Below are 26319 nucleotides of genomic sequence, written 5' to 3' on the forward strand. Positions count from 1 at the left end.
CTTTATCCTGTTAAAAATTGATTAAGAGTAACGACTTGGCCATATATCGCTTGCCTCTACGCCAATAGCGGTAGCGATGATACGTTCAGCCTTTGGATACGGACGATAAAGGGCATTACGCAAACTGTTACGCGAATAACCGCTTGCCTCTGATAGCCGTGACATATTCGTCCCCGCTTTTTTGATAGCAGCAATAATGTCTGCTTGGTGCCAATCACATGGCACTTTTTTTTGGATTTGATTAGAATACATTCAATTACTCCTTTCGCTCATTGAATGTATTCATTCTAACCGTAAAGAGTTTATCTGTAAACAGTAAAATCACGCTTTACAGTTAAAAAACAATTAAAAAGCAACCGAATAAAGCTAACGTATTGATATAAAGAGAGTTTATTTAACTGTATAAAAGAAAAATGAACAACACTCCTCTTTACTCTTTACGGTCAATAAACTGTAAAGTGACAATAAAGGATTTTAGCTAATGAATAGACAAGAAATCGGAAATCGCTTGAAGAATGCTAGGGAAGACTGTGCATATTCTAGAAACCGTGTTGCAGCTGAGGTAGGTATAGGAACGACCACATTGCAGCAATGGGAAACAGGAACTAGAGAGGCCTCCATCGAAACCATTGGAAAGCTGGCAGATCTATACAGCGTAACGCCTCAGTACCTAATCTTTGGTGACACAGATACGCAGACACACCATGCCCAAGCATCGGACATCGCTGCCATAAGCGCTGCACAAGGGATCAGCGTAGAAGAGGCTATAGACACGCTCAAGGCCATGATTCAAGACACACATCCCAAGCTGACTGAAGAAGAAGCCTTCCTGCTCAAAGAATTTCAAGCCTTAGACGATGACCAGCGCCGCATGATGCTACGCTTCATCATCGGCGGATTTGACAGCCTCAACAGTGGTGGTGGCAATAAAGGCATCTTTAGCAGTCCACACGCAAAAATAGAAGACAGCTTTAAAGGGTAGTGCGATGAAAGCACCTGATAATAAAGGGGTTTTTTATAGCCCTCATGCGCACATAGTTGATAGCTTCAACGTCTATAAGCAGAAGCCGCCACCCGCAGATCACCCAAACGCCATTGTTTGTGGGCAATGCGAAGATCTCACATGGCGCATGACCGACCGCTGTATTCATTGCAACTTTGACATCGCAGCCGATGCCCTAGAGCAGCAGAGATTACAGCAATTAGAGCAGCTCAGGTTTGAATTACAGCAGCTTAAGGACGAGCTGAGACCTTTTTTAGTCTTGATGGCAGCTTGCGCTATAGCTCTAGTCCTTACATTCTTTATAGCTCCGCAGATGCCTTACGTATACTGGGTAGTGCTAGGTGCCATGATAGTGCTAGCCGCATTCATAAAGCCCCTAGATGACCAAATCAAAAGCACCCAGCACCAAATACAAGAGTTACGGTAACAAACGCAAAAAGGGCGGCCCATTACAGGCTGCCCTCATATCATTTAAAACGCATTTAAACATCTTTTAAAGCCTACCAGCGTATTCTCACTTTAACTGGCTGTATGTCCTCATATCCACCGATATGCTAAAATGGGAATCTCTCAGTTCACTGAGCATTCAACATCCTTCAAGGCTTGGTTTTATCTAGGTTTAAGAGGATTCCTCCCACTTGTTTCCGCCTAGTTTTATTTATTCCCATACTTAGTGATTGGTTACACCCAGTTACTCACAGTGAGTAGCTGGGCTTTTTTTATTCAGTGACACCTATAAAAGAGTATAGATAGTCATTCATGACGGGTTTTGGTTTCTTAAAATACGTGTACTGCTTTAATGTTTACAAACTCTTTGATACCAAATCCACCGTGCTCGCGACCATAGCCTGAGTTCTTCACACCACCAAATGGCAGTGCAGGATTGGCAAGACCGTAACCATTGATATAGACCATACCAGTATCGAATTGCTCACTGGCTAAGCGAATGGCTTTTTCTTCATCTTTTGAGAAGATAGCGCCGCCTAGGCCGTAACGACTGTCATTTGCAATGCGCATTGCATCGTCTTGGTCTTTCGCACGAATTAGTGATGCTACAGGACCAAATAATTCGTCATCGTAGGCAGGCTGGCCTTTCTCAACGTTTTCTAAAATGGTCGCTGGATAATAGCTGCTTTTACCTTCTGGCAGCTCACCACCGACGGCAATGGTCGCGCCTTTTTTCACACTGTCTTCAACCTGCTCATGCAGTTTTTCTTGCAAGTCTTTACGCGCTAATGGACCGATGTCTGAGCTGTCATCCATTGGGTCGCCAGATTTTGTACCTTCAAACTTCTCTACGATACGCTTGCGGAATTCGTCATACACGCTATCGACCACAATAAAGCGTTTTGCTGCTACGCAAGTTTCACCGTTATTGACTAAACGGGCTTGGGTACAGGTCTCTACAGCGGTTTCTATATCGGCGTCTTCTAGTACGATAAAAGCGTCATTTGAACCGAGCTCTAGTACTGATTTTTTGATTGCTTTGGCCGCTTGTTGACCAACAATACGACCAGCAGCATCACTACCTGTGAGCGTTACGCCACGTACTTTGTCATTTTCAATCAATTTTTCTGATTGGTCATGATCAATCAAAATCGTACGGAACAAATCATTTGGCAGTTCAGACTCATGGAATATTTTTTCGATCAATAAGCCAGAACCTGTGACGTTTGCTGCATGTTTAAGCAGAACACTGTTACCTGCCATCAAGTTAGCAATGGCATAACGGAATACTTGATACGCTGGGAAGTTCCAAGGTTGCATACCATAGATGACGCCGATTGGTTGATAAGTCACGATACCTTTTTTCATGCTTTCGATATCTCGCTCATCATCTGCAAGCGCAGCAACACCATTTTCAGCAGTGTAATCACAAATTGCTTTACAGAGATCTACTTCTTGCTGACTTTGACCATAGAGCTTACCGCGCTCTTCGGTCATAAGCTTAGATAGCTCTTCTTTATATTCCATCAGCTTGTCACCGATAGATTGAATGACACGTCCACGCTCTTCATGGCTCACTGTACGCCATTCTAAGAATGCATTATGTGACGCGTCGACAATCTTGTTAACTTCGTCGTTGCTCATGTAATCATAATTTTTAATGTCTTCGCCCGTTGCTGGGTTAACAGTAGTAATATCTGACATGTGGATGTCCTTATTATTTGATTTTATGTGTTTAGTATTATTGTCACTTTTAACTGTTTGGTACTTTTGATTATTTAGTGCTTCATCGATAGTACGATTTGTTTTATCGGTGGGTCGTTTTCTGTCTGTGGTTATCATAACAAGTTATTTGGCGAAGAGTTTTACAATATATTGTGAAGTGTGTTGAACGTGTTAATAGTGTGACTGTCTTATTAAGAATAGCTAAATATTGAATAAGACTACATAGCAATACTAAACAAAAAAACCAGCCTAGAGGCTGGTTTGGTTCGTTGAATATACCAAATATAGGTTAGACAATAACATTCAAAGTGAGTTAATTACTTACTATAAGATACTTACTACTTTATAAAAACTCTTATTAAAATAAGTGATTAATGACAGGTATTTCTTGTGGTGGATTTTCTTCCTCAGCCACTACTTGCCGTGCCACATGCATGATTAATTGACGCAACCAACGGTGAGCAGGATGGTGCTGTAGCAATGGTGACCATGCCATGGTCAGCTCAAACTCAGGAATAAAAAACGGCGGTTCTTCCATCATAATACTGTCGTTATTAGCCTGCATACGAGCCACACGGGTTGGCAATGTCGCTATCAAGTCTTTATTTGCGGCAAGCATGGCTGGCATCTGATAATGACGAGTGAAGACACTAATTTGGCGTTTCTGGCCCAAACGTTGCAATGCCTGATCAATAGATCCTAGACCACCTGATTTTTCTGGATTAACTCCAAATCCCACGCCCATTCCTGTTTTAGATACCCAAACATGCTGCGCTTTTAGATAATTTTTCAGATTGAAGCGGTTGGCATAAGGACTTTCAGACGACAGCAAGCAACTAAACGTATCACGCCATACCAATACCTGATGAAAGCTCTGTGGTATCTCATTAAAACGATTGATCGCCAAATCAACACGCCCCTGTTCCATATCGCGATAAGAGACATCTGAGGGTGTCAAAAAATCCAAAATGACGTTGGGTGCTTCTGAACGTAGTGCCTTCACTAGCCTCGGTACCAAAGTCGCTTCGGCATAATCTGATGTCATGATTCGAAAAACACGAGAGGTACTATAAGGACGGAATTCGGTACGCGGCTCTAGTACTTGAGTCAAATCTGCAAGTATCTCACGGATGCGTGGCTGCAACTCAAGGGCGCGCTCAGTGGGAGTCATGCCTTCAGATGAGCGCACCAATAGCGGATCATTAAATAGCTTACGTAAACGACGCAAAATATTGCTCATGGCAGGCTGGGTAATACCAAGCTGCTCAGCGGCACGAGTGACATTTTTCTCTCGTAACAACACGTCTAAATGGACTAATAAATTTAAATCAACCCGCTGCAAATTCATATGTGCTTCTCTTGGATTTTTAATAAGTACCACTGCAAGCTTGGTATGTGTGATGCTCTATATTTTTGATGATGTCATGGTGATATGCGATCTACAACCACTCAATTTCACGCCTTTTTATTGATTTTTTCGTAAAAAACACTCATTACAACCCAATTATAATACCTTAAAATGCTGTTATCTCTACATTATAACTGATAAAAATACTAAAGATAAGTATCATAAATTAGATAAATCTTGGTAAGGCAGTTATAGTGAGTTCCATAAAGGATTTGCGGTACAGACCACAAATCTGAGTTTTATGAACGGGTTATCGTCCAAAAAATACGACAATTACATAGCATATTAGCGGTTTATATCGGCAGCAAAATACTACCAAGTGTCAGTACAATTGTAACATCTCTTGTTGCTAATTATGACAACGCTGGTTATTAAATACTCAAACACCTTTGATAGACATGGACAAGCTGAATCAACACTATACATCAGTAATTATTTGTCAACTGCTGAGTTCAGCAATCTTCTTGTATTCATGCACAGGTTTGTTTAGGGTAAAGAAGACCTTTACGAGGTATTGATAGCACCACTACCAAATTTATTGATAACGCAAATTATTACTTTAACGCTCAATTTATTATTTTTTACACCCTACCAAGGAGACTATAGATGTCAACTGCATATAAATCAGCGATCGACCTAGTACGTGAATTAAAGCAAAAGCACGGCAACTGGCAGAACATTAGCGAGACTGATGCCGCACGTATGATGTCACAAAACCGCTTTAAAACGGGCTTGGATATCGCAAAGTATACTGCAAAAATCATGCGTCAAGACATGGAAGATTATGACAATGATACGTCTCAGTACACACAGTCTCTAGGTGCATGGCATGGTTTTGTGGCACAGCAAACCATGTATGCTAAGAAAAAATACTTCGGTACGACCTCTAAAACTTATATCTATCTTTCAGGTTGGATGGTAGCGGCGTTACGCTCCGAGTTTGGTCCATTACCTGACCAATCTATGCACGAAAAAACATCAGTACCTAAACTAATCGAAGAAATCTACACGTTCTTGCGTCAAGCTGACGCTAAAGTATTGAACGATTACTTCCGTGAGCTAAATGCTGCTGAAGAAGCGGGTCAAGACACCTCAGCTATCCTAGAAAAAATCGAAAACTTTGATTCACATGTTGTGCCAATCATCGCTGATATCGATGCAGGTTTCGGTAACGAAGAAGCGACTTACCTATTGACTAAGCAAATGATCGAAGCTGGTGCTTGTGCCATTCAGATCGAAAACCAAGTATCTGATGTGAAGCAGTGTGGTCACCAAGCGGGTAAAGTGACTGTACCGCACGAAGACTTTATCGCTAAACTAAACGCCATCCGCTATGCATTCTTAGAGCTTGGTGTCGAAGACGGTGTTATCGTTGCTCGTACTGACTCTGAAGGCGCATCGTTGACGCAAAAAATCCCAGTATCAAACGAACCAGGTGATCTTGCTTCTAAGTACATCGATTTCCTTGAAGTTGAAGAGATTGAAATCAACGACGCAAAAGAAAATGACATGCTGCTCAAACGTGATGGCAAATTGGTACGCCCAGTACGCCTAGCAAACGGTCTGTACCAATTCCGTGAAGACACCAACATCGACCGCGTGGTTCTAGATTGTGTAACGGCTCTTGAAAACGGTGCTGACTTACTATGGATTGAGACGCCAACGCCAGATGTTGCGCACATCAAATCAATGGTTGACCGTATCAAAGAGCAACAGCCTAAAGCGAAGCTTGTATACAACAACAGCCCATCATTCAACTGGACGCTTAACTTCCGTAAGCAAGTGATCGCACAGTGGGAAGCTGAAGGCAAAGACATCTCTGCATATAATAAAGATGACTTGATGAGTGCTGATTACGACGGTACTGAGCTTGATGCAGCAGCTGACGTTGCCGCTAAGAACTTCCAACGTGATGCGTCACGTGAAGCTGGTGTATTCCATCATCTAATCACGCTACCGACTTACCACACGACTGCTCTTAGCGTTCATGAACTTGCTAAAGGTTACTTCGGTGAAGAAGGCATGCTTGCTTATGCAGCTGGCGTACAACGTAAAGAAATCCGCGAAGGCATCTCTTGTGTTAAGCACCAAGCAATGGCTGGTTCTGACCTTGGCGATGACCACAAAGAAATCTTCTCAGGCGATAACGCTCTGAAAGCTGGCGGTGGCAAAAATACGATGAACCAGTTTTAATCACTGATCATCTATAATCGTAAGTCATAAAAAAGTCGCCCTACTGACTGTGGGGCGGCTTTTTTATTGCGGTTTAAATAATCAGAGGATGGTAGACTAATAATTATCAAGACAAACCGTTAATCAAAGCCATCATTCAGAATTATTAGGAGCCAATATGCAGGAGATAGAGCTAAAATTTTTGGTGCCAGAATCACGGCTAAAAGGGTTGATGCGGCAAGTAAAAGTCAAATCCTCGCAAGTGACACCACTGGCTGCCCACTACTACGACACCCCCGATCAGCTACTTGCACAGGCAGGTATTGGATTGCGTATTCGTAAAGAAGGCGAGAATTGGGTTCAAACCATCAAAGCTGGCGGCGATGGTATTGCAGCCCGTTTAGAGCACAATGCGGTATTGGATAATGACCAAGTACAGCAAATGCTCGATAATAACGCGCTAGTGCCCGACTTGACCCTATACAAAGACACACCAGTCACCTCTGCATTGGCTGACTTTAAACTCAAAAAACTACAAAAGACACTGACCCGACTGTACGTCACTGACGTAGAGCGCACCACACGACTGCTCATAGAAGAAAATAGTGATGAAGACGATAACTGCATCGAAGTGGCTTATGATCACGGAGAAATCATTCACGGTACTGACGATACTCAGCGAAAAACCATTCAGGAAATAGAGTTTGAGTTGATCTCAGGCGATATAGGTTTTCTATTTACGACAGCCAAAACATGGTGCAAACGCTATAAGCTCTGCTTGTCTACCGTAACCAAAGCTGAAAATGGCGGCTTACTTGTCAACGGACAAAGCCACAGCCCAGCGGTTGGCGTTGATCTAAGCCAACTAGAGGTAAACAAAGACAGTAGCCTGCCCGCCTTTATACGAGCAGCCGTACATAACTGTCTGTTACAGATACTGCCAAATAGCAGCGCTATCGTCGCTGGAAGCATTGATGATGAGCATGTTTTGCAGGTAAGCATTGGTCTTGAGCGCTTGCAGGCTGCGTTAAAAGCATTTGATAGTTTTTCTGACGAGATCAATCCTGACTGGCTACCGATACTAAAACAAACGGCCAACCTACTTGGCAATTATTACCAACTCACTCATATCAATACCTATATCGAGTCTGAGCTACAAGTATTTGGCGCGCCCGCTGTTGACTGGGCCACAGATATCGAGAACATAAAAATTACACCGATCAATACGCTGCAAGCCAACGACTTTCAGCTCACCTTATTAGAGCTAGTTGCTTTTGTCATGAGCGACCCTAGTATTGAACCTCAAACAGACAAGCTTGCCTACGATAAGCTAGAAACGATCTTATCGACGCACTACAAACTATGTCTTAAAACTGATAAAAAACGTGATGAGATAAGTGATGGTGATTTTACAGACGATGAGGTAGAGTCAAATCTCAGCGATGATGATGAGCCTGATCATGAGCTTCTCTCTCATTTAAAAGATTTACGTTACATCAGCGAGTTTTCTGCGCCATTACTCAGTAAGAAAAAAGCCAAAAAGCAAACCAAGCGCTGGCTAAAACGCTTGATAAAAGTGCAATCAGCCCTAGAGCAACATCATGAAGACAGCCAATATCAACAGTATTATGCGTCAAAATCAGCGACAGATACCAATGCGCTATACGGTGCAGGCTGGTTTGCAGCCATGCTCACAGACGATCCAAGTTATATCGAAACACGCTTAGCCAAATTCAAAGACAGTGCTACGTTTTGGTAAAGGGTATTACTGACTAATATAACGCTACAAAAAGACAGCTTCTGTCTACAGAGCTGTCTTTTTTATTATTGATGAAGTCATTTCGTTTAATCAGCCACGATCGTAACTGGCATCTCCTCCTCAACTTGATCAAATAACTCAACGATATCTTCATTGCGCATACGTACGCAGCCATGTGACAGCGGCACCCCCATTGGTTCAGTCGCAGGCGTACCATGGATATAGATATAGCGCTCATACGTATCACAGCCTCCTTGGTGATTACGCCCTTTATTCAGCCCGCTCTCAAGGCCACGCAACCAAAGAATCCGGCTCAATATCCAATCACGATTAGGATGTAGTGCTCCAAGATCTGAATCATATATTTCACCAGTTGGTACACGCCCGACAAACACCGTATTCATCGGCTCACTACCCCCTATTTTTTTTGCAATACAATGCTGACCAAGCGGCGTACAACCGCTATCTTGCTGGCTTCCAATACCGTTCTTGGCAGTAGATATAAGGTATTCAGCGATTTGAGATTGCTGCTCATAGAGGGTTAAGGTTTGCTTAGCGATGTTAATCACAAGATGCTTGTTCAAGGGGGTATTGTTGGTCATAAATGCTTCCAGCTATCAGTCATTTATCGTATTACTATCACTATTTTTAGTAAAATCGATTAGAAATTTCTATTATCAAGGGATTGTGTCAATGCTTTTGGCACCGTAATATAGAGGCACACTTTTTGATGCTAGCAGATTATGACGACTATTTCACCGACACGTGTGTCGATGTATGACTTCTTATATCATGATACCCAGCCTATCCTATCGCTTTTGGCAGATGCCGCACAGCTTTCATTACCACAAGCGCGGCTTGCGATGGATGCCAGCTTGCAGGCGATTATCAGCGCCCTTCTCGCCTACCAGCAGCAGCATCAAGGAGCAGCCCTGAGTAAGAGACTTTTTGGGCGGGCAGCGGTCAAAGAGTTACGACAATATAACTCCATGAATTTTGCCACCCTGAATACAACACTATATCATCGACATGATGCAGCGGATGCTGTTTTTAATAGCAGCGCTCGTGTCATAAAAGTCAGTGATCATATCGCTGAAAAAATTGACGCAACAACACAACAAGCTCAAATATTACTCACCTCTTTGTGTGTAATTGCCCTTCGTGAGTTGGCTATTTTGGCAGATTACAGTCAGCTCGATGGGGACGAGTTGAATAAATGGTTTGCTTTGCAGCCACAGTTTTTATCTGCTGCACGCTTTGAAGATCAGGCACAAACCTTACCTACCTCTATACCAGCAAGCATTGAGAACGAAACAGTAAATACTGAGAACAAATCTGGCACACTGACAGAGCCGAGCGAAAACGAGACAGAATGCTCTATTCAGTCTTTATTATCGAATGCAAAGCAATTACGCACTCCACCGCCTTTTGATGATTACTGGTACGAGGTGACTGGCTTCGAACCTGAAGACCATGTTCCTGTACAAGACATGCAGCTGGCAACGGGCAACTATCTAAAAGCGATTGGACGCTCACCTGATAACTTGCCGCAGGGTCGTCATAACGATATGTTGGTATTTGAAGAGATGCATGCTATTGCCTTACCGCATCAGCGCTGGTTACTGCAGTTGGCAAAAATCTCTGACATCTATCTCAGCAGAAACCGTCTGCGTATCAATTCTGAACCGACCACTCCGCCAAAGCCGCCTTTAGTAAGCTTAGGGCTGATTGGTGGCAACAATGATAATACACCAACGACAACGAGCGAAAAGCCGATAGAATATGACGCTTCCACGCCTCTTTGGAAAAACCCTGTCATTCTTATTATTATACTTGTCATCGGTGTACTAGGGGCGCTCGCTACGCTCAAATATCAATCGCAAAAGTCTGATGGCGTTGTGCTCGCCACCGAAGAAATATTAGCACAAGATATCGCTGATGAGCGGCAGCAACAAGATGTCGCTATTGTGAGAGTGGACGATGAAGAGTCTGATACGGCACAAGCTCAATAAAGACATGTGCAGTTAATAAAGAGTTGTTCAAAACAGAGGCTTGATAGAAACGCATCAGCCATAAAAAAAGAGGCGCTATTTATATAGGCCTCTTTTTTATTGCTATTGAACTAAATACTTAATTAACTAAGTACAATCGAAATGCTTATTTAGACAAATCGCGACCACGGCTAGCTTCGATAGCTAAACGCAGACCATTTAGACGGATAAAACCTTCTGCGTCTTTTTGATCGTAAGCACCTGCATCATCTTCGAAAGTTGCAATTTTTTCGTCAAATAACGAATCATCTGACTTACGACCGACGACGCTCACAGCACCTTTGTATAATTTTACACGTACGGTACCGTTGACGTACTCTTGTGATTTGTCAATCAATGCCTGTAGCATCATACGCTCAGGGCTGAACCAATAGCCATTGTAGATGATTTTTGCATAGCGTGGCATGAGCTCATCTTTTAGATGGGCGGCTTCGCGATCAAGCGTTAGAGACTCGATACCGCGATGCGCTTTCAGCATAATCGTGCCAGCTGGCGTCTCGTAGCAACCACGTGACTTCATACCGACATAACGGTTTTCAACGATATCTAAACGACCGATACCATGTTTACCGCCAATTTCATTCAGCTTAATCATGACTTCATAAGGCTTTAGCGCTTCGCCATCGATAGCAACGATGTCCCCTTTCTTGTATTCTAGTTCTAGATATTGCGCTTCATCAGGCGCGTCTTCTGGGCTGACAGACCAGCGCCACATGTCTTCTTCTGCTTCAGTGTACGGCTCTTCTAAAACGCCACCTTCATAAGAGATATGTAGCAAGTTGGCATCCATTGAATAAGGAGATTTTTTCTTATTGCCTGCATAATCGATTGCGATATCATGCTCTTCGGCATATTGCATCAAGCTTTCGCGACTTGATAAATCCCACTCACGCCAAGGAGCAATCGTTACCACGTCTGGTGACAATGCAACCGCACCCAGCTCAAAACGAACTTGGTCATTACCTTTACCAGTCGCGCCATGACTGATGGCATCGGCATTATGTTCTTTAGCAATCTCAACCAAACGCTTAGCGATTAGTGGACGGGCGATAGACGTACCGAGTAAATACTCACCTTCATAAATGGCATTGGCACGGAACATAGGGAATACGTAATCACGGGCAAACTCTTCGCGCAAATCTTCGATATGGATGTGCTTGATGCCCATTGCTTGAGCTTTGGCTCTTGCTGGCTCAACTTCTTCGCCTTGACCGATATCAGCGGTAAAGGTGATCACTTCCGCATCATAGGTTTCTTGCAGCCATTTAGCGATGATTGAGGTATCAAGACCACCTGAGTATGCCAATACGATTTTATTAATATTTTTTGGATCAAGTTGAGCCATGAAAAACTCCTGTCATGAGAATATAGTTTTGGTAAATACGCGACGATTAGATTAAAAGCAAATTGAAATACAATTATCTGCTCAGTGTACATCATATTTACTATAGGCAAAAGTCTAACTGCCATAAGGCGTGTGCTTTTGGCTTAAATCTTAAAAAGGGTTAAATAATACTCAATGAATTATGTACAGATATTTCGCCTTATATTTAGTCAACTGGGCAAATCTGTTATGATAGCCGTACACTATTACCCATTTTTTTCTTTATTTGACGATATTGAGCGCTTTGACACTATGACTGATTCGATTAGAGAGTTGACCATCCTTCAGCCAGATGATTGGCATATTCATTTGCGCGACGATCAAGCTTTGAGCACCACTGTGCCGCACGCCGCAGGTAGCTTCAACCGTGTGATCTGTATGCCAAATCTGGTGCCTCCCGTCAAAAACGTCCATGATGCTCATGCCTATCGCGCTCGTATTATGGAGACGCTTGCGGCTAGTGATTTGAGTCTTGAGCGCAAGTCCGCTTTTGATCCGCGTATGACGTTATACTTAACGGACAATACCACCGCTCAAGATATTGAGTTAGCAGCACAATCAGGTATCGTACAAGCGGTCAAACTCTATCCTGCTGGAGCGACCACCAACTCTGCAGATGGCGTGACCAATATCAACGCTTGTGTGGATGTTTTTGAAGCATTAGAAAAACATAACCTACCGCTGCTGATACATGGTGAGGTGACACAAGATCATGTAGATATCTTTGATCGCGAAAAACGCTTTTTAGATGAAGTGTTGGCACAAATCATCATCAAGTTCCCAACCCTAAAAATCGTCGTCGAACATATTACAACCAGTGATGCAGCAGATTTTGTATTGTCTCAAGGCAATCATGTTGCCGCTACCATCACGCCGCAGCATTTGATGTTTAACCGCAATCACTTACTGGTTGGCGGTATCAAACCGCATTTTTATTGCTTACCTATCTTAAAGCGTGAAAGCCATCAAAAAGTACTATTGGATGTTGCCACCAGTGGTAATCCAAAGTTCTTCTTAGGCACCGACTCTGCACCCCATGCCACGCACAAAAAAGAAGCCGCTTGTGGCTGTGCTGGCTGCTACAGCTCAGCTACCGCCTTACCGCTTTATGCGACTGCCTTTGATAGTGTGGGCAAAATAGACAAATTAGAGGGTTTTGCTAGCCGTTTTGGTGCTCAATTTTATGGTCTTCCTTTAAACGAAGACACCATTACCCTTGTCAATACACCGATGCAAGTTCCGACTGAATATCCTTATTTTGATAATACCTCATTAACGCCATTAATGGCGGGCGAGACGCTGCCTTGGTCTCTTAAGGTATAGCATGCCCAGAGCTTAGCGTTTCCAAAACGCCGCACACCCAAAGCGACTTATTATTTTTACTATGACGCCTTTGTACGAATCCTTTTTAGTACAAAGGCGTTATTGATGTCATAAAATGATAACCTTACCACTCAATATACCTGTACGACTGATAAAAGTGATTTAACGTGATATGACCACTCAAAATACAACCGCCTTACCTGACGCAGATTTATCAACGCCTACGGATGCCCATCTTAGTGTGACTCCAAATACAGCTACTGAAGACAAGTTAAGCGATGAGCAAGGCCCCATCAGCCTAAAAGATCGATTTCGCAAATTTTTACCAGTGGTAGTCGATGTCGAAACAGCGGGTTTTAACTCTCAAACTGATGCGCTATTAGAAATCGCCTGCATTCCTATACTACTTGATGATCAGGGTGTCTTTTATCCAGGTGATTCGCTCAATGCGCATATTGAACCGTTTGAAGGGGCGAATTTAGAGCCAAGCGCCTTAGCCTTTACTGGTATAGACCCTAACAATCCAATGCGCAAGGCCATTGCTGAAGACGAAAAAACCGCGCTCCGTCGTATTTTTAAAGGTTTAAAAGACGTGCGCCGTGAGACAGAATGTCGTCAATGTGTACTGATTGGGCACAACGCGCATTTCGATTTGGCCTTTCTCAATGCAGCTGTGCTACGAACCAATAGTAAGAACCACAATCCGTTTCATAACTTCTCAGTATTTGACACCGTCACTTTGTCAGCGCTAGCATTTGGTCAGACTGTATTGGCGCGCGCTTGCAAGGCAGCAGGGCTTGAGTTTGATGGCAAAAATGCACACTCAGCACTGTATGACACTCAAAAAACAGCTGAGCTGTTTTGTCACATACTCAACCATTATCCTATGCTAGCCACTACCATGAATAATGAAGAAACTACAGAAGAGCCTACCAATAGCGATAGTCAATAAGTCACATATCATATATTGCCAATCATACATAATAGTGCTATTTGTAATACTTGATGACTTTGACATCTTGATTTGAAACTCAATAGGGATATAGTTGATATTATCAGTGAACAGGTGGCTCTATTTTTATGATAATCACTGTCATATTTTTGGATGTACAGTCTGATCTATAATAAGAAATCGCTTCTGAGCGATGCAAATATATCCTATAGATGGTTTAAGTTGCTCACTCTGTCTTGATAGCGAGTATTATCAGGACCTAATAGGAGGGACTTTATTATGGATCCACACCTTAAATTATGGGGAACCATCCTCGGCTATATGCTGCTCGCGTTGACTATTAGTACATGTACTTCCCTATGGATTCGGCATCATTTGAAGCGCAAAGACTTACATCCTCGCCGCGCTATCAAAAAAAGATATTTAATTTTAAAAAGACGTAGAAAAAGGCTTGACAGGAAACGCAGACGCTATTAAAATACGCACCACTTCAGCATAAATGGTGAAAGCAGTTGAAGTGTTGTTACTAGTCCCCATCGTCTAGAGGCCTAGGACACCGCCCTTTCACGGCGGTAACGGGGGTTCGAATCCCCCTGGGGACGCCACTATTTTGGCGTCACTTATTAGCACTTTTGCCAAGGCTTAAGGTTAGACTAATAAGTACACCACCAAAAAGCCCCTTCATAATTTGTTATGAAGGGGCTTTTTTTATGCCTATTGCTTAGTCCTCAAATTATTTATTCAAAAAAGCCAGCAATAGATGCTGGCTTTTTTCAAATGTATCCTAGATTAAATTGTGCTTACTACGATATGTCTTTAGCGATTACAGCATTAACCATAATAAAGTAGCCGCTATCATCAAGCCCAATACAGTTTGAATCAAAAAGAAAGCTTGATGTTGACCCACAACCTTACTTAGCGCCACTCCTAGCGTACTATATTTGATAGGAGAGGTATCGACCTCGCCTGTTCTATTTTGTTTCTCGTAATAGTCTTGTAGGATATCCAAGAATTTTCTCCACTGATCAGACTTCCATGTATAAGGCTTGAATGGCATTAATGGTTTGAGCTCAGGGTCTTTAGTCATCCAGCGCTCAAGGGTAATGGAGCGTAATGACCAACTGACAAAACGGCGCTCTGTAATCTCTGAAAAATCTAAGATTTCCAATTCTTTATGTCGGTCATCGATCAACAAGCGATTTTTTAGATTGGTGAGTGCTTGCTCTGAACCTTCCACGCACTGAAAAAAATAACCATTGCCATAGCAAAGAATGCCGGTGATGTCATCGGCATGGTTACGTTCTACGGCAGTCTCTGAGATATCATTAAGCGTGCTAGGGCTTGAAAGACCAGTAGAGGTGATCCGGCTTATATATACAAGCTGGCAGAGATCTGTTGTTACTGGATTTGTCGAATCATTGATTGTTGACAATCAGCTTCTCCCTATGACTGGGTAAATATCGCTAAAACAATCATACTAACTTCAGAAAAATATAGAGACAACATAACTAAGCGTCATGTTTTTCTCTGATATATTGTTGATTTTATAAGTTTTTATATTAATTGTATTAAGTTAGTTACATCATAGGCTAGATTGGTCATCAAATCAACCTCTTATTGAAAATTGAGCCTGCTTGTATACAAAAATATATGGCCAAGAGAGCTATTTATATCTGCTATCTGATACAAATAGAGGTTCATTCAATAAGTGGATTTGAACATCATAATGATTGAGCAGTCAATATTGCTGCTAGGACGATGGCATCATCAGGATAAGTGAGTTTGATATTCTGTCGGCTACCAGGCACGAGGCGAATTGGCAATGCTAACTGCTCAAAAGCACTGGCCTCATCTGTAATAGCGATCTGCTGCTCAGCGACGTAACTTAAGACTCGTTTTAGCTCACCCAAGCGAAAGACTTGCGGGGTTTGTGCTTGCCACATATTACTGCGATCAACTGTACCTTTTATATAAGGGATGAGTGTATAAGGAATCTGCTGTCCTTGCTCTGTCGATGCAGGTTGCTGATAGGAAGTTTTTAGCGTATCCGCCACTGGTGCTGCTAGTATGGCGCCATAAGGCTCCTGCATCGCTGCTTCAATCACTTGGTTAATATCTAAACTCGGCACGGCAGGGCGTGCTGCGTCGTGAATCAGCACCAGATCTGACTCCTTGGCACCTGACTGACTGATTGCCTCTACTCCTGCTTGAACTGATTGCCAGCGCTCTGCCCCGCCAACTGTGTAACGTATAGGTAGCTCAAACGTTAGCTCTCGTGCGGTGCTGTCATCAGCCGCTACGACCAATAGACATTCATCGATATAATTACTAAGACCGAGCCGTGCCACACTATGCTGCAGTAACGTCTGCTCTTGTAGCATTATGTACTGTTTGGCAATCGAGGCACCAAAACGACTGCCGCGACCAGCTGCAACAATCATGGCATGGATATTGGGGGATGTATTCATAATGTGGTACTCATGGTTAGGCCATGACAGTATAGGTAAAACGAGATGATAAAAGCTAGAAATAGCGAATAATGCTATGGTAAATGAGGAGAGCTGGTATCGCGCCGTAACAGCTAATAACGACTGTGGGTGGTTGGTGCGGTAGATACTTGGACAAAGGTCTCATTTGGCTTGATTAAGCCCAAATCTAAACGAGCATGCTCTTCGACCGCCTCAAGCCCCGTTTTAAGGTCTTGAACATCGGTACGTAATAGATGATTTGCGGCAACTTGATTGTCATTCAATCGCTGCTGCTCCTCAATTTGAGCCGTCAACTTATTGTGCTCAAACCGACCATTTTCACCCAACCAATACTGATATTGCAGTCCTAACAAGACGGCAACAGCTAAAGCAAGTAGTATAAATTGGCTAAAATATTTCATAAGAGGATAACGCCAAACGATATAAGAAAATAGTATGGGGGTTTTGGACTGATGAGGCGATATATAACCAATGATATATCGCCCAGTTTTGATTATTTCAGCTTAGAAGCTTAATTTTTTTGATACAAAAAGCCCATCAAAAAATCGAGCTGACCTCTTAACCGCGTAGACCGATAAACTCTTCGCGGCCACGATAGCTTGCACGCACTTGCTGCTCGATACGTAGCAATTGGTTGTACTTAGCAACGCGGTCTGAGCGACATAGTGAGCCTGTTTTGATCTGACCGGCAGCGGTACCGACTGCTAAATCTGCAATGGTGCTGTCCTCAGTCTCACCTGAACGATGTGAGATAATCGTGGCATAGCCGTTTTTCTTCGCCATATAAATCGCATCTAGCGTCTCTGACAAGGTACCAATTTGATTGAATTTAATCAAGATAGCATTGGCAATATGCTTATCAATGCCTTCTTGCAAGATCGCAGGATTGGTCACAAATAGATCGTCACCGACCAACTGAACTTTATCGCCAATCTGCTCAGTCAGATACTTCCAACCATCCCAATCTGACTCATCAAGACCATCTTCAATAGAGATAATAGGATACTGACGCGTGAGCCCAACGAGATAGTCTGAGAACCCTTGGCTATCGAAAGCTTTGTTGCCTTCGCCTGCCAAGACGTATTGACCGTTCTTGTAAAATTCACTAGCCGCACAATCTAGTGCAAGATGAATATCTTCACCAGCTTTGTAGCCAACTTGTTCAATCGCTTGCATGATGACGGTGATGGCTTCTTCGTTGCTACGCAAATTCGGTGCAAAACCCCCTTCATCACCCACAGCAGTATTTAGGCCGTGTGACTTCAATACAGACTTCAAGCTATGGAAAATCTCAGTACCTGCACGTAGCGCTTCTGAAAAACTGGTAAAGCCAACTGGCTCAATCATAAACTCTTGAATATCAACGGTATTGTCCGCGTGCTCACCACCATTCAAGATGTTCATCATTGGTACAGGCATGGTCAATGACGTCTGATTACGCAAGTTAGCAATATACTGATGCAGTGGCAGGTTTTGTGACTTGGCAGCAGCTTTTGCAGTGGCAAGTGACACCGCAAGCATTGCATTGGCACCCAAGCTTTCTTTATTTTCTGTACCATCTAGCGCAATCATGGCATCATCGATACCTTGCTGCTCAGTCACATCTTTGTCGATCAAAGCACTGCGAATCTGACTATTGACGTTAGAGACGGCTTTTTTGACGCCTTTACCCATATAGCGAGACTTGTCGCCATCACGTAACTCAAGCGCTTCACGTGAGCCTGTGGATGCGCCACTTGGCGCCGCAGCACGGCCGACAGTGCCATCAGCTAAGATCACATCAGCTTCGATAGTTGGGTTGCCGCGCGAGTCTAAAATTTCACGAGCGCGAATGTCTTTAATTGCGGTGACGTTGTTGGTTTCTTCAGCGTACATAATGTCTGTTAATTCCTTTGGTCATGCCAAGTTTGTGAGATAAATAACGGCAGCTAGCATACAAAAAAGATAAAGCAAAATATCGTATAGCTCATATACCTAAAACCCCTTCAATCCTTACTGCCATGTGGCTATGCTTGCACACGATAGACGGTTTATTAATTGGGTTAATGCTAGGCTATAGTGCTTGGCATCATAGCATATATTTTACCAAACTTCCTTTATCTTACACTCACTTGCACTCATAAATATAATCAGGGTTAGCGGCGTCTAGTGCAGCGCGATTGTCTGTGTCTATGACATATCAGAGCGACTATTTCAGTGATGATTTTACCAAACTGCTTTTCTTATCCATAGTAGATACCGTATTCTCAAGCGCAACCTCTGTCTTAAACCGTGTCAAGCGTAATGCATTCATCAAAACTGAGATGGAGCTGAGTGCCATCGCTGCTGCTGCAATCATCGGATTTAAGAACCCCAAAGCGGCAAGCGGGATACCAAGGCAGTTATAAATGAAAGCAAAAAACAGATTTTGTTTAATATTGCGTAGCGTTGCTTGCGCGATTTTTTGCGCCGCATCAATATGCATGAGCGACTCGCCCATTAGACGGGCAGAAGCGCTGTGCTGCGCGACATCTGTTCCTTCAAACATTGCAAAGCTGGCATCGGCAGTGGCCATCGCTGGCGCATCATTGACCCCGTCTCCTGCCATCGCCACCTTATGACCAGCAGTTTGCAGCCGTGCAATTTGACTGGCCTTATCGCGTGGACTCATTTTGCCGTAAGCTTTTTCAATACCCAGCTGCCCTGCCACATGATCGACGACCGACTGCTTATCACCACTCATCAAGATCACATTAATACCCGCATTTTGTAGCGCAGTGATTGCTTGCGGGGTATCCGCTTTCAAGTCATCTGCTAAGGCAAATGCGCCTAGTGGCTCATCATTGATACTAATGGCAACGGTACTGGCAATTTGCCATACTTTTGGCATCAGCTTAGGTAACGTCATATTAGCAAATTCAGCCGTCCCGACGTTTACTCGTCCAAGTCCTTCGATGTTTGCCTGTATACCAGATCCTTTTATCACACTGATATCAGTCACATCGAACAAAGACAGCTGACGCTCTTTAGCCGCGTTGGTCAAAGCAGTTGCTAATGGATGACTGGCATGTGCTTCGACACTGGCGGCGATCTGCAAGACATCATTAACAGCGATCGACTTATCCATCATGACATGATCAACGATAGTGGGTCTGCCAATGGTCAGCGTGCCTGTCTTATCGAGCACCACCGTGTCAATATTCCCTGCCGCCTCGAGACTTTGCGCGTCTTTGAACCACACGCCATGACGCGCCGCAACCCCCATACCCGCCATGATAGCTGCTGGCGTGGCCAAACCAAGGGCACAAGGACATGCAATGACCAATACTGATACGGCATGCATTAAGGCCGTATCGACCATACCAGTCAGCCACCATGTTAGGCCAAAAGTAACCAACGCAATAGTGACCACGATTGGCACAAACAAAGCAGTCACTCTATCCGCCAATCTTGCCAAGTTAGCTTTTGAGCCTTGTGCCTCACTCAAGGCTTGTACCATATCGCCCAGCTTGGTATCACTACCCTTGGCACTGACGCGATAGAGCAAGCTACCATTTTCTACTAAAGCCCCAGCCAGTAAAGTATCGCCCGCTTCTTTTTTAAGGGCAATTGACTCACCTGTTAGGTGGCTCTCCACGCACCAGCCGCTACCTTCTATAACGATGCCATCAGTCGCGACACGGCTGCCTTGCTTGGCCCGCAAGATGTCCCCTATTTGCACATCAGACAGTGCAATAGAATGAAAATCGCCATTTGGTTGCTGCTGCTCGACTTCATCTGGCGTCAATGACAACAGTAAATCGATACTGTTTAAACTGTGTTTTTTGGTACGTTCCTCCAAGTATTTACCTGTCCGAACAAACGCAATAACCATCACCCCTGCTTCAAAATATACCGCAGGGCCATTACTGGCGATGTGTCCGCCCGCGTGTCCACTTTGCAAGAGACTACTCAAAGTGCCATCGCCATGAGTGAGCCACAGATAAGTCGAATAGGCCCATATCGTCACCGTACCAATCACCACCAGCACATCCATATTGGCAAGACCACCTTTGATGGATGCCCATGCGCTCTTATAAAATGGTAACGCAAAACCAAACTGTACAATCGTCGCTAAAATAAACTGAATCCAAATGGGCGGCATCCCCGCCATCCCAGCACCCACCAACATACCTGCCATGCCCACCAAAAATGGCGCCAAGCATAGCCATAGTCCAATCAATCGCCACGGATACTGAGTCGCTGTCTCTTCATCTGTTTTTGCAAATAAACTGTCGCTGGCCTGTAGATTGGCAACAAAACCCGTCTTGTTTACCCATTCTGTGACTTGTTCTGGCGTCGTTTGCGTTGGATCGTAGTCAACATTGGCAGTCTCACCAGCAAAGTTGACACTCACGTCATACACCGAAGGTTTTTTATTCAGTACCTTCTCAATTCGTGAGGCACACGCCTGACATGTCATGCCATCGATTGCGAGTTGAAGATGGGCGCGCTGCGGCGCAAGAGACGTGTCTGACTGCACATCAGTCTCGACATCGTAAGATTCATCATTAGAGGTATGGGTGGTTTCATTCATAAAAAAACTCGTTATAGCGCCAATACAGTCACAGACGCCATCATAAAATATCAGTGGATTGACAAAAAATTCAAATAAAGTACGTACATAAAATACTGTAAAGATTAAGGCAGAAATCACGCTTAGCGTATTCAACGCTGATAGAGAGCTGCCTCACATCATACTCAAGGATTGTTTTTTAAATGGTCACAATTATTATCCCTTCAAGTAAGCATTTGACATTTGGTGAAAAATAACAAACGAGAAGAGCCGCAGATATGACTGACATTGATATTTTTTAGCCATGAAAAAACCAGCTAACATGCCAGTAATAACATGGTAGCTGGTTTTGCAGACAGATGACGACATTTATGAATTAGCGACAGTCGCCTCAAATCCAGCCTCATCAATGGCCGAAGCAATCGCTTCTGCACTGGTTTTGCTATCATCAAAGGTGATCGTTGCTAAATTATCAGCTAAATCCACGGTGATCGTATCTAAACCGTCAATGTCGGCAGTAGCAGTATGGACACTTGCCACACAGCCGCTGCAAGTCATGCCTTCAATTTGAATAATACGTGTTTGGCTTGCCATGGTTGGCTCCTTATTTTTATTAATGATTAATACCCTTGATCGCTATTTTTTAATACTTATTTTTTGAAAAATACGTATCTTTTATAAACTATCAAGTCGTCACTCAACAAGCATAAGCGCTATCAGCTGCGACAGCAAGACACTTTGGTTGCAACTTTATTAATGAGTGGATAATTTATTAATAAAAACGTAAATATGACTACTCATGCGCTTAGCATCAAGACCATCTATACATCTTGGTCGTGATGACGTGGATTTTGCGGTGCATCAATAGGAAATGGCTGTGTCACATAGTCCACCATGCTAATTGCCGCCGTCAAAGCATGGATACTGGTATCCGTATCATCATATCTTATCGTTGCAACATCATGCAAAGGGTCTAGATCTATCGCAGTCACGCCTGAGATATTCTTAAGCGCGGTCATCACACTATCTAGACCAGCTTCATCGTTGATATTTTCTATACTGACTTGTGCGGTTTGAATCGCCATTGCATCACCCTCTTATCATTTGTAATATCAATGAGTATCTAATGTCTCAAAGCCTTTGACCAGATCATCAATCTGCTTAAGTTGACGCAAAAATGGCTCTAACTGACTGGTTCTTAGTGCACATGGTCCATCACATTTTGCTGTCTCTGGATTTGGGTGCGCCTCTAAGAAAAGCCCTGCCAATCCTGTCGCCATACCAGCACGTGCAAGGGTTGTAATCTGTTCACGGCGTCCGCCTGCGCTGTCACTGCGCGCACCTGGCTGCTGTAGACTATGGGTGACATCAAAGAATACCGGGATGTCCATCTGCTTCATGGTATCAAAACCCAGCATATCGACGACGAGATTGTTATAACCAAAGGCGCTACCACGCTCACAAAGTATCAGCTTATCATTACCGCCTTCTAGACACTTATTGACGATATGACGCATCTCATGAGGCGCTAAGAACTGCGCTTTTTTGATATTAATAATGGCATCTGTTTTTGCCATTGCATGGACTAAATCCGTCTGACGTGACAAAAACGCTGGTAGCTGAATGATATCCGCAACCTCAGCCACTGGCGCGGCCTGATGTGGTTCATGCACATCGGTAATGATGGGTACTTGGAATTTTTCTTTGATTTGCCCAAGCCAGTCGATACCTTGCTCAAGTCCCGGCCCTCGGTATGAATGCAAGCTTGAGCGGTTGGCTTTATCAAAACTCGCTTTAAACACATAGCCGATACCCAAGCGCTCACATATCTCAACGTATTGCTCAGCAATCTCAAACGCCAACTCTTTAGATTCTAAGACGTTCATCCCACCAAATAATACAGAGGGTTGGTCGTTACCAATGTTGATCGTCTTATTATTAGGCGTGTTAAGTGCAATGTGTGATTGCGCCGTTAATAGGTTTTCCATTTAGCCATTACCTCTTATTTTGTTATGAATATGTCTATCCCATATTGTAACGGATAGCTTGATGAAAAAAAGTATGCAAGCGTAATTAGATAGCATCAATATCGATAATCATTGAGCAACTATTCGCATTGTTCAAAATTAAGCCAAAAAAAAGACCGATCCGAAGATCAGTCTTTTTAGCAAACATCATGCTCTCACATAACAACAAATGCTTTAGTGATTACTATGTTTCGCTATGATTTTTTGCCGCTTTTACAAAGCTGTTGAACAGTGGATGACCACTACGTGGTGAGCTAGTGAACTCTGGATGGAACTGTACCGCAACAAACCAGGGATGCTCGCTGATCTCAACGGACTCTACCAAGTGCTGTTTGGCAGAATAACCAGAGATCGTCATACCCGCTTGCTCTAATGGCTCAATATAACGGTTGTTCATCTCGTAGCGATGGCGATGGCGCTCAGTGATATTGTTAGCACCATAAATCTGGCTTAGCTTGCTACCAGAAACCAGCTCTGCTTGCTGTGCGCCTAGACGCATCGTGCCACCAAGATCTGAGTCATCACTGCGAATCTGTAACTCGCCGCGCTCATCTAACCATTCGGTGATAAGCCCAATGATAGGCTCAGCTGTCTTACGATCAAACTCAGAAGAGTTGGCATTGATATTAAGTACATTACGCGCATACTCAATCACCGCAAGCTGCATACCAAGACAAATACCTAGATACGGCACATTATTTTCACGAGCATAAGTGATGGCTTTTATTTTACCCATCGTACCGCGCTCACCAAAACCACCTGGTACTAAAATAGCATTGGCATCTTTTAGCTGCGCTAGTAGAGTGTCGTCATCTTCTAAACGCTCAGCATCGATGTAGTCGATTTTGACATCGACTTTATGCGTGATACCTGCGTGTAGCAATGCTTCGTTGATCGATTTATAAGCATCTGGTAGCTCAACGTATTTGCCAACCATCGCAACAGTCACTACCCCTTGAGGGTTGAGCTGTGCTTCAACTACTTTATCCCAATCGCTAAGATCTGCTTCGGGCACATCAAGACCGAAACGCTCACAGATGAGGTCATCAAGGTCTTGCTCATGTAGCGTGCGCGGGATCTGGTAGATACTTTGTGCATCTTCACACATGATAACGGCACGCTCTTCTACATTGGTGAATAGCGCAATCTTGCGACGGTTATCTTGCGAGATATGATGGTCAGAGCGGCAGATTAAGATGTCAGGCTGTAGACCGATTGAGCGTAGCTCTTTTACAGAGTGCTGTGTCGGCTTGGTTTTGGTCTCACCAGCACTGGCAATATAAGGTACTAAAGTAAGATGCATCAGCATGGCACGATTGCGCCCCAGCTCTACTTGCATCTGACGTACCGCTTCCATAAATGGAAGTGATTCAATGTCACCAACCGTACCGCCAATCTCGATAATTGCGATATCATAGCCTTCGCCACTGGCAAGAATCTTACTTTTTATTTCATCAGTGATGTGCGGGATGACCTGTACAGTACCGCCCAGATACTCACCGCGGCGCTCTTTGTTTAGCACGTTTTGATAGATACGACCGCTGGTAAAGTTGTTGCTCTTACTCATCTTAGAGTGGCGTAAGAAGCGCTCATAATAGCCCAAATCCAAATCCGTCTCTGCGCCATCTTCGGTGACAAACACCTCACCATGCTGAAATGGGCTCATCGTACCTGGATCGACGTTGACATACGGATCCATCTTGGTCATCGTGACAGTCACGCCACGCGCTTCTAAGACCGCAGCAAGAGAAGCGGCGGTGATACCTTTTCCTAGTGAGGACACTACCCCACCGGTCACAAATATAAACTTGGTCATAGTACTCATCAACAATTGGTAAAGAAGGATTTTACTAAAAATACGCCATAAAATATAGGGCAAAAATGCAAACTGTCTGAAACTCTTGTTTTCTACCTCAGCGGTAGACTTTTGTCACAAATAATACATACAACAAAAAAACCCACCCCGAAGGATGAGTTTTTTATTTATATTCTAATGGTTAGATTAGAATAAATATTCTAGACCGCCACCAATAGCTAGTACGTCAGCATCAGTATTGCCAAGGTCAGCTGAGTTATTACCAGCATAAGCATGTACAATCATATTATCTTGATAGTAGTATTTACCACCAACAACGATCTGATCTGAATCAGAATTTTCCATACCATTTAGGCTTTCAGTATTGTTGTACTGAACATATACCGATGCTGGACGAGCAAAGTTGGTTAGCCCCATGTTTGCACTAAGGATGAAGCCTTTTTCATCTTCAGAAGAGTAGTCAAAGTCAGCTTGCTGATATAGCGCACCTAGCGTTACTGGATAAGCCATATATTTGCCTAGATCAACAGTTGCTGTACCGCGGATGATATCACCAGCAATATTTTGGTCTTTATCGTACGCTACACCAGCAGTGAAACCAGTACCTTGATCAAACATCAAAGCAGCACCAAAGCCACTATCACGATCTTTGCTTGATTCCACAAAGCTTTCGTCAGCACTATACATGACAGAAAGTTGTAATGGTAGGTTGTTGTATTTTGGAGACATCCAAATAACTGAGCTGTTGATACGGCTACTATCAGCCATATTCAAACCACCATAGTTTTCGTTATCTTCAAGTTTGTTGCCACCTAGGTTATCCCAATAACCATCGTTAACGACTACGTTGTTGATTTTATCTAAAGTAGATTGGTTTTTACCAGCACGGAATTCACCAAAATTCTTGTTAACTACACCAAGATATGTATCACGGTTAGTGAAACCATCGCTATCACCGTCAACACGAGTACCATACTCTAGCTGATAGATAACGTCAGTATTCGCAGTCATGGCTTCAGAGCCTTTGATACCGATACGTGAAGAGTTGGAGTTGATCTGTACTGAGTCAGACTCTCTGTCTGCACGAGCATCACCATTTGGGTAATCAACTTCGGCATTTACATAATCAGCAGTAACAAACGCTTTACCATATAAGGTAGGAGCGGCATTGGCTGCAGAAACAGATAGAGCAGCAACGGCTGTAGCTAAAAGTAGTTTTTTCATGGGGT

Annotated in this window: 22 protein-coding genes and 1 tRNA gene; 8 read left to right on the forward strand and 15 right to left on the reverse strand. The window is 43.5% G+C overall.

The features are described 5' to 3' along the window. Positions 1-21: 21 nt before the first annotated feature. On the reverse strand, positions 22-252 hold the full coding sequence (locus L0G63_RS02115) for a helix-turn-helix transcriptional regulator (RefSeq protein ID WP_301449187.1): 231 nt from the start codon (positions 250-252) through the stop codon (positions 22-24). Positions 253-481: 229 nt separating this feature from the next. On the opposite strand from L0G63_RS02115, the gene L0G63_RS02120 reads away from it, so the two are divergent. After that, positions 482-982, forward strand: coding sequence for a helix-turn-helix domain-containing protein (locus L0G63_RS02120; protein ID WP_301449188.1), 501 nt, complete (start codon positions 482-484; stop codon positions 980-982). A 4-nt stretch (positions 983-986) separates the two neighbouring features. Continuing rightward, positions 987-1430 carry a hypothetical protein gene (locus tag L0G63_RS02125; RefSeq protein ID WP_301449189.1) on the forward strand — a complete coding sequence of 148 codons (444 nt, stop codon included), beginning with the start codon at positions 987-989 and terminating at the stop codon, positions 1428-1430. A gap of 350 nt (positions 1431-1780) precedes the next feature. Here the strand turns inward: L0G63_RS02125 and L0G63_RS02130 are convergent, their stop codons facing one another. Further along, positions 1781-3154 carry an NAD-dependent succinate-semialdehyde dehydrogenase gene (locus L0G63_RS02130; RefSeq protein ID WP_301449190.1) on the reverse strand — a complete coding sequence of 458 codons (1374 nt, stop codon included), beginning with the start codon at positions 3152-3154 and terminating at the stop codon, positions 1781-1783. A 379-nt stretch (positions 3155-3533) separates the two neighbouring features. Further along, positions 3534-4523: a LysR family transcriptional regulator gene (locus L0G63_RS02135; RefSeq protein WP_301449191.1), complete on the reverse strand. Its 990-nt coding sequence runs from the start codon at positions 4521-4523 to the stop codon at positions 3534-3536. 666 nt (positions 4524-5189) lie between these two features. On the opposite strand from L0G63_RS02135, the gene L0G63_RS02140 reads away from it, so the two are divergent. Then, the gene (locus L0G63_RS02140; RefSeq protein ID WP_301449192.1) at positions 5190-6776 is read left to right on the forward strand and encodes an isocitrate lyase; all 1587 of its coding nucleotides are present in this window, start codon (positions 5190-5192) and stop codon (positions 6774-6776) included. A 157-nt stretch (positions 6777-6933) separates the two neighbouring features. Then, positions 6934-8514 (forward strand): CYTH and CHAD domain-containing protein, encoded by a 1581-nt coding sequence (locus L0G63_RS02145; RefSeq protein WP_301449193.1) that lies wholly within the window; start codon positions 6934-6936, stop codon positions 8512-8514. A gap of 86 nt (positions 8515-8600) precedes the next feature. Here L0G63_RS02145 and L0G63_RS02150 read toward each other — a convergent pair whose 3' ends face one another. Next, on the reverse strand, positions 8601-9116 hold the full coding sequence (locus tag L0G63_RS02150) for a L,D-transpeptidase (RefSeq protein WP_301449194.1): 516 nt from the start codon (positions 9114-9116) through the stop codon (positions 8601-8603). 141 nt (positions 9117-9257) lie between these two features. On the opposite strand from L0G63_RS02150, the gene L0G63_RS02155 reads away from it, so the two are divergent. Next, positions 9258-10526, forward strand: coding sequence for a hypothetical protein (locus tag L0G63_RS02155; protein WP_301449195.1), 1269 nt, complete (start codon positions 9258-9260; stop codon positions 10524-10526). A gap of 145 nt (positions 10527-10671) precedes the next feature. Here the strand turns inward: L0G63_RS02155 and L0G63_RS02160 are convergent, their stop codons facing one another. After that, positions 10672-11910, reverse strand: coding sequence for an argininosuccinate synthase (locus tag L0G63_RS02160; protein WP_201508967.1), 1239 nt, complete (start codon positions 11908-11910; stop codon positions 10672-10674). 291 nt (positions 11911-12201) lie between these two features. Between L0G63_RS02160 and pyrC the strand changes: the two genes are divergently transcribed. The 3 genes from pyrC to L0G63_RS02175 all read left to right on the forward strand — a co-directional run bounded on the left by pyrC (position 12202) and on the right by L0G63_RS02175 (position 14829). After that, positions 12202-13272: a dihydroorotase gene (gene pyrC, locus L0G63_RS02165; protein ID WP_301449196.1), complete on the forward strand. Its 1071-nt coding sequence runs from the start codon at positions 12202-12204 to the stop codon at positions 13270-13272. A gap of 172 nt (positions 13273-13444) precedes the next feature. Next, positions 13445-14224, forward strand: coding sequence for a ribonuclease T (rnt, locus tag L0G63_RS02170; protein ID WP_301449197.1), 780 nt, complete (start codon positions 13445-13447; stop codon positions 14222-14224). A gap of 529 nt (positions 14225-14753) precedes the next feature. Beyond that, a tRNA-Glu gene (locus L0G63_RS02175) sits at positions 14754-14829 on the forward strand. 218 nt (positions 14830-15047) lie between these two features. Here L0G63_RS02175 and L0G63_RS02180 read toward each other — a convergent pair. The 10 genes from L0G63_RS02180 to L0G63_RS02225 all read right to left on the reverse strand — a co-directional run bounded on the left by L0G63_RS02180 (position 15048) and on the right by L0G63_RS02225 (position 26314). Then, the gene (locus tag L0G63_RS02180; RefSeq protein WP_301449198.1) at positions 15048-15656 is read right to left on the reverse strand and encodes a BLUF domain-containing protein; all 609 of its coding nucleotides are present in this window, start codon (positions 15654-15656) and stop codon (positions 15048-15050) included. 289 nt (positions 15657-15945) lie between these two features. Then, complete coding sequence (gene ispD, locus L0G63_RS02185) at positions 15946-16692, reverse strand: 2-C-methyl-D-erythritol 4-phosphate cytidylyltransferase (RefSeq protein WP_301449199.1); 747 nt, start codon at positions 16690-16692, stop codon at positions 15946-15948. Positions 16693-16805: 113 nt separating this feature from the next. After that, entirely contained in the window at positions 16806-17114 is a 309-nt protein-coding gene (locus L0G63_RS02190; RefSeq protein ID WP_301449200.1) for a septum formation initiator family protein, read from the reverse strand. Positions 17115-17271: 157 nt separating this feature from the next. Continuing rightward, complete coding sequence (gene eno / locus L0G63_RS02195) at positions 17272-18588, reverse strand: phosphopyruvate hydratase (protein WP_301449201.1); 1317 nt, start codon at positions 18586-18588, stop codon at positions 17272-17274. A 313-nt stretch (positions 18589-18901) separates the two neighbouring features. After that, entirely contained in the window at positions 18902-21268 is a 2367-nt protein-coding gene (locus L0G63_RS02200; RefSeq protein WP_301449202.1) for a cation-translocating P-type ATPase, read from the reverse strand. A gap of 348 nt (positions 21269-21616) precedes the next feature. Next, positions 21617-21841: a heavy-metal-associated domain-containing protein gene (locus tag L0G63_RS02205; RefSeq protein ID WP_301449203.1), complete on the reverse strand. Its 225-nt coding sequence runs from the start codon at positions 21839-21841 to the stop codon at positions 21617-21619. A 227-nt stretch (positions 21842-22068) separates the two neighbouring features. Continuing rightward, entirely contained in the window at positions 22069-22332 is a 264-nt protein-coding gene (locus tag L0G63_RS02210) for a heavy-metal-associated domain-containing protein (protein WP_301449204.1), read from the reverse strand. 27 nt (positions 22333-22359) lie between these two features. Then, positions 22360-23235 carry a 3-deoxy-8-phosphooctulonate synthase gene (gene kdsA, locus L0G63_RS02215; protein ID WP_301449205.1) on the reverse strand — a complete coding sequence of 292 codons (876 nt, stop codon included), beginning with the start codon at positions 23233-23235 and terminating at the stop codon, positions 22360-22362. A gap of 223 nt (positions 23236-23458) precedes the next feature. Next, a complete protein-coding gene (locus L0G63_RS02220; RefSeq protein ID WP_301449206.1) occupies positions 23459-25090 on the reverse strand; it encodes a CTP synthase in 1632 nt (543 codons plus the stop codon). Positions 25091-25276: 186 nt separating this feature from the next. Then, positions 25277-26314: a porin gene (locus tag L0G63_RS02225; RefSeq protein ID WP_301449207.1), complete on the reverse strand. Its 1038-nt coding sequence runs from the start codon at positions 26312-26314 to the stop codon at positions 25277-25279. Positions 26315-26319: the final 5 nt, after the last annotated feature.

The sequence above is a fragment of the Psychrobacter sp. genome, assembly GCF_030454045.1.
Classification (GTDB): Bacteria; Pseudomonadota; Gammaproteobacteria; order Pseudomonadales; family Moraxellaceae; genus Psychrobacter.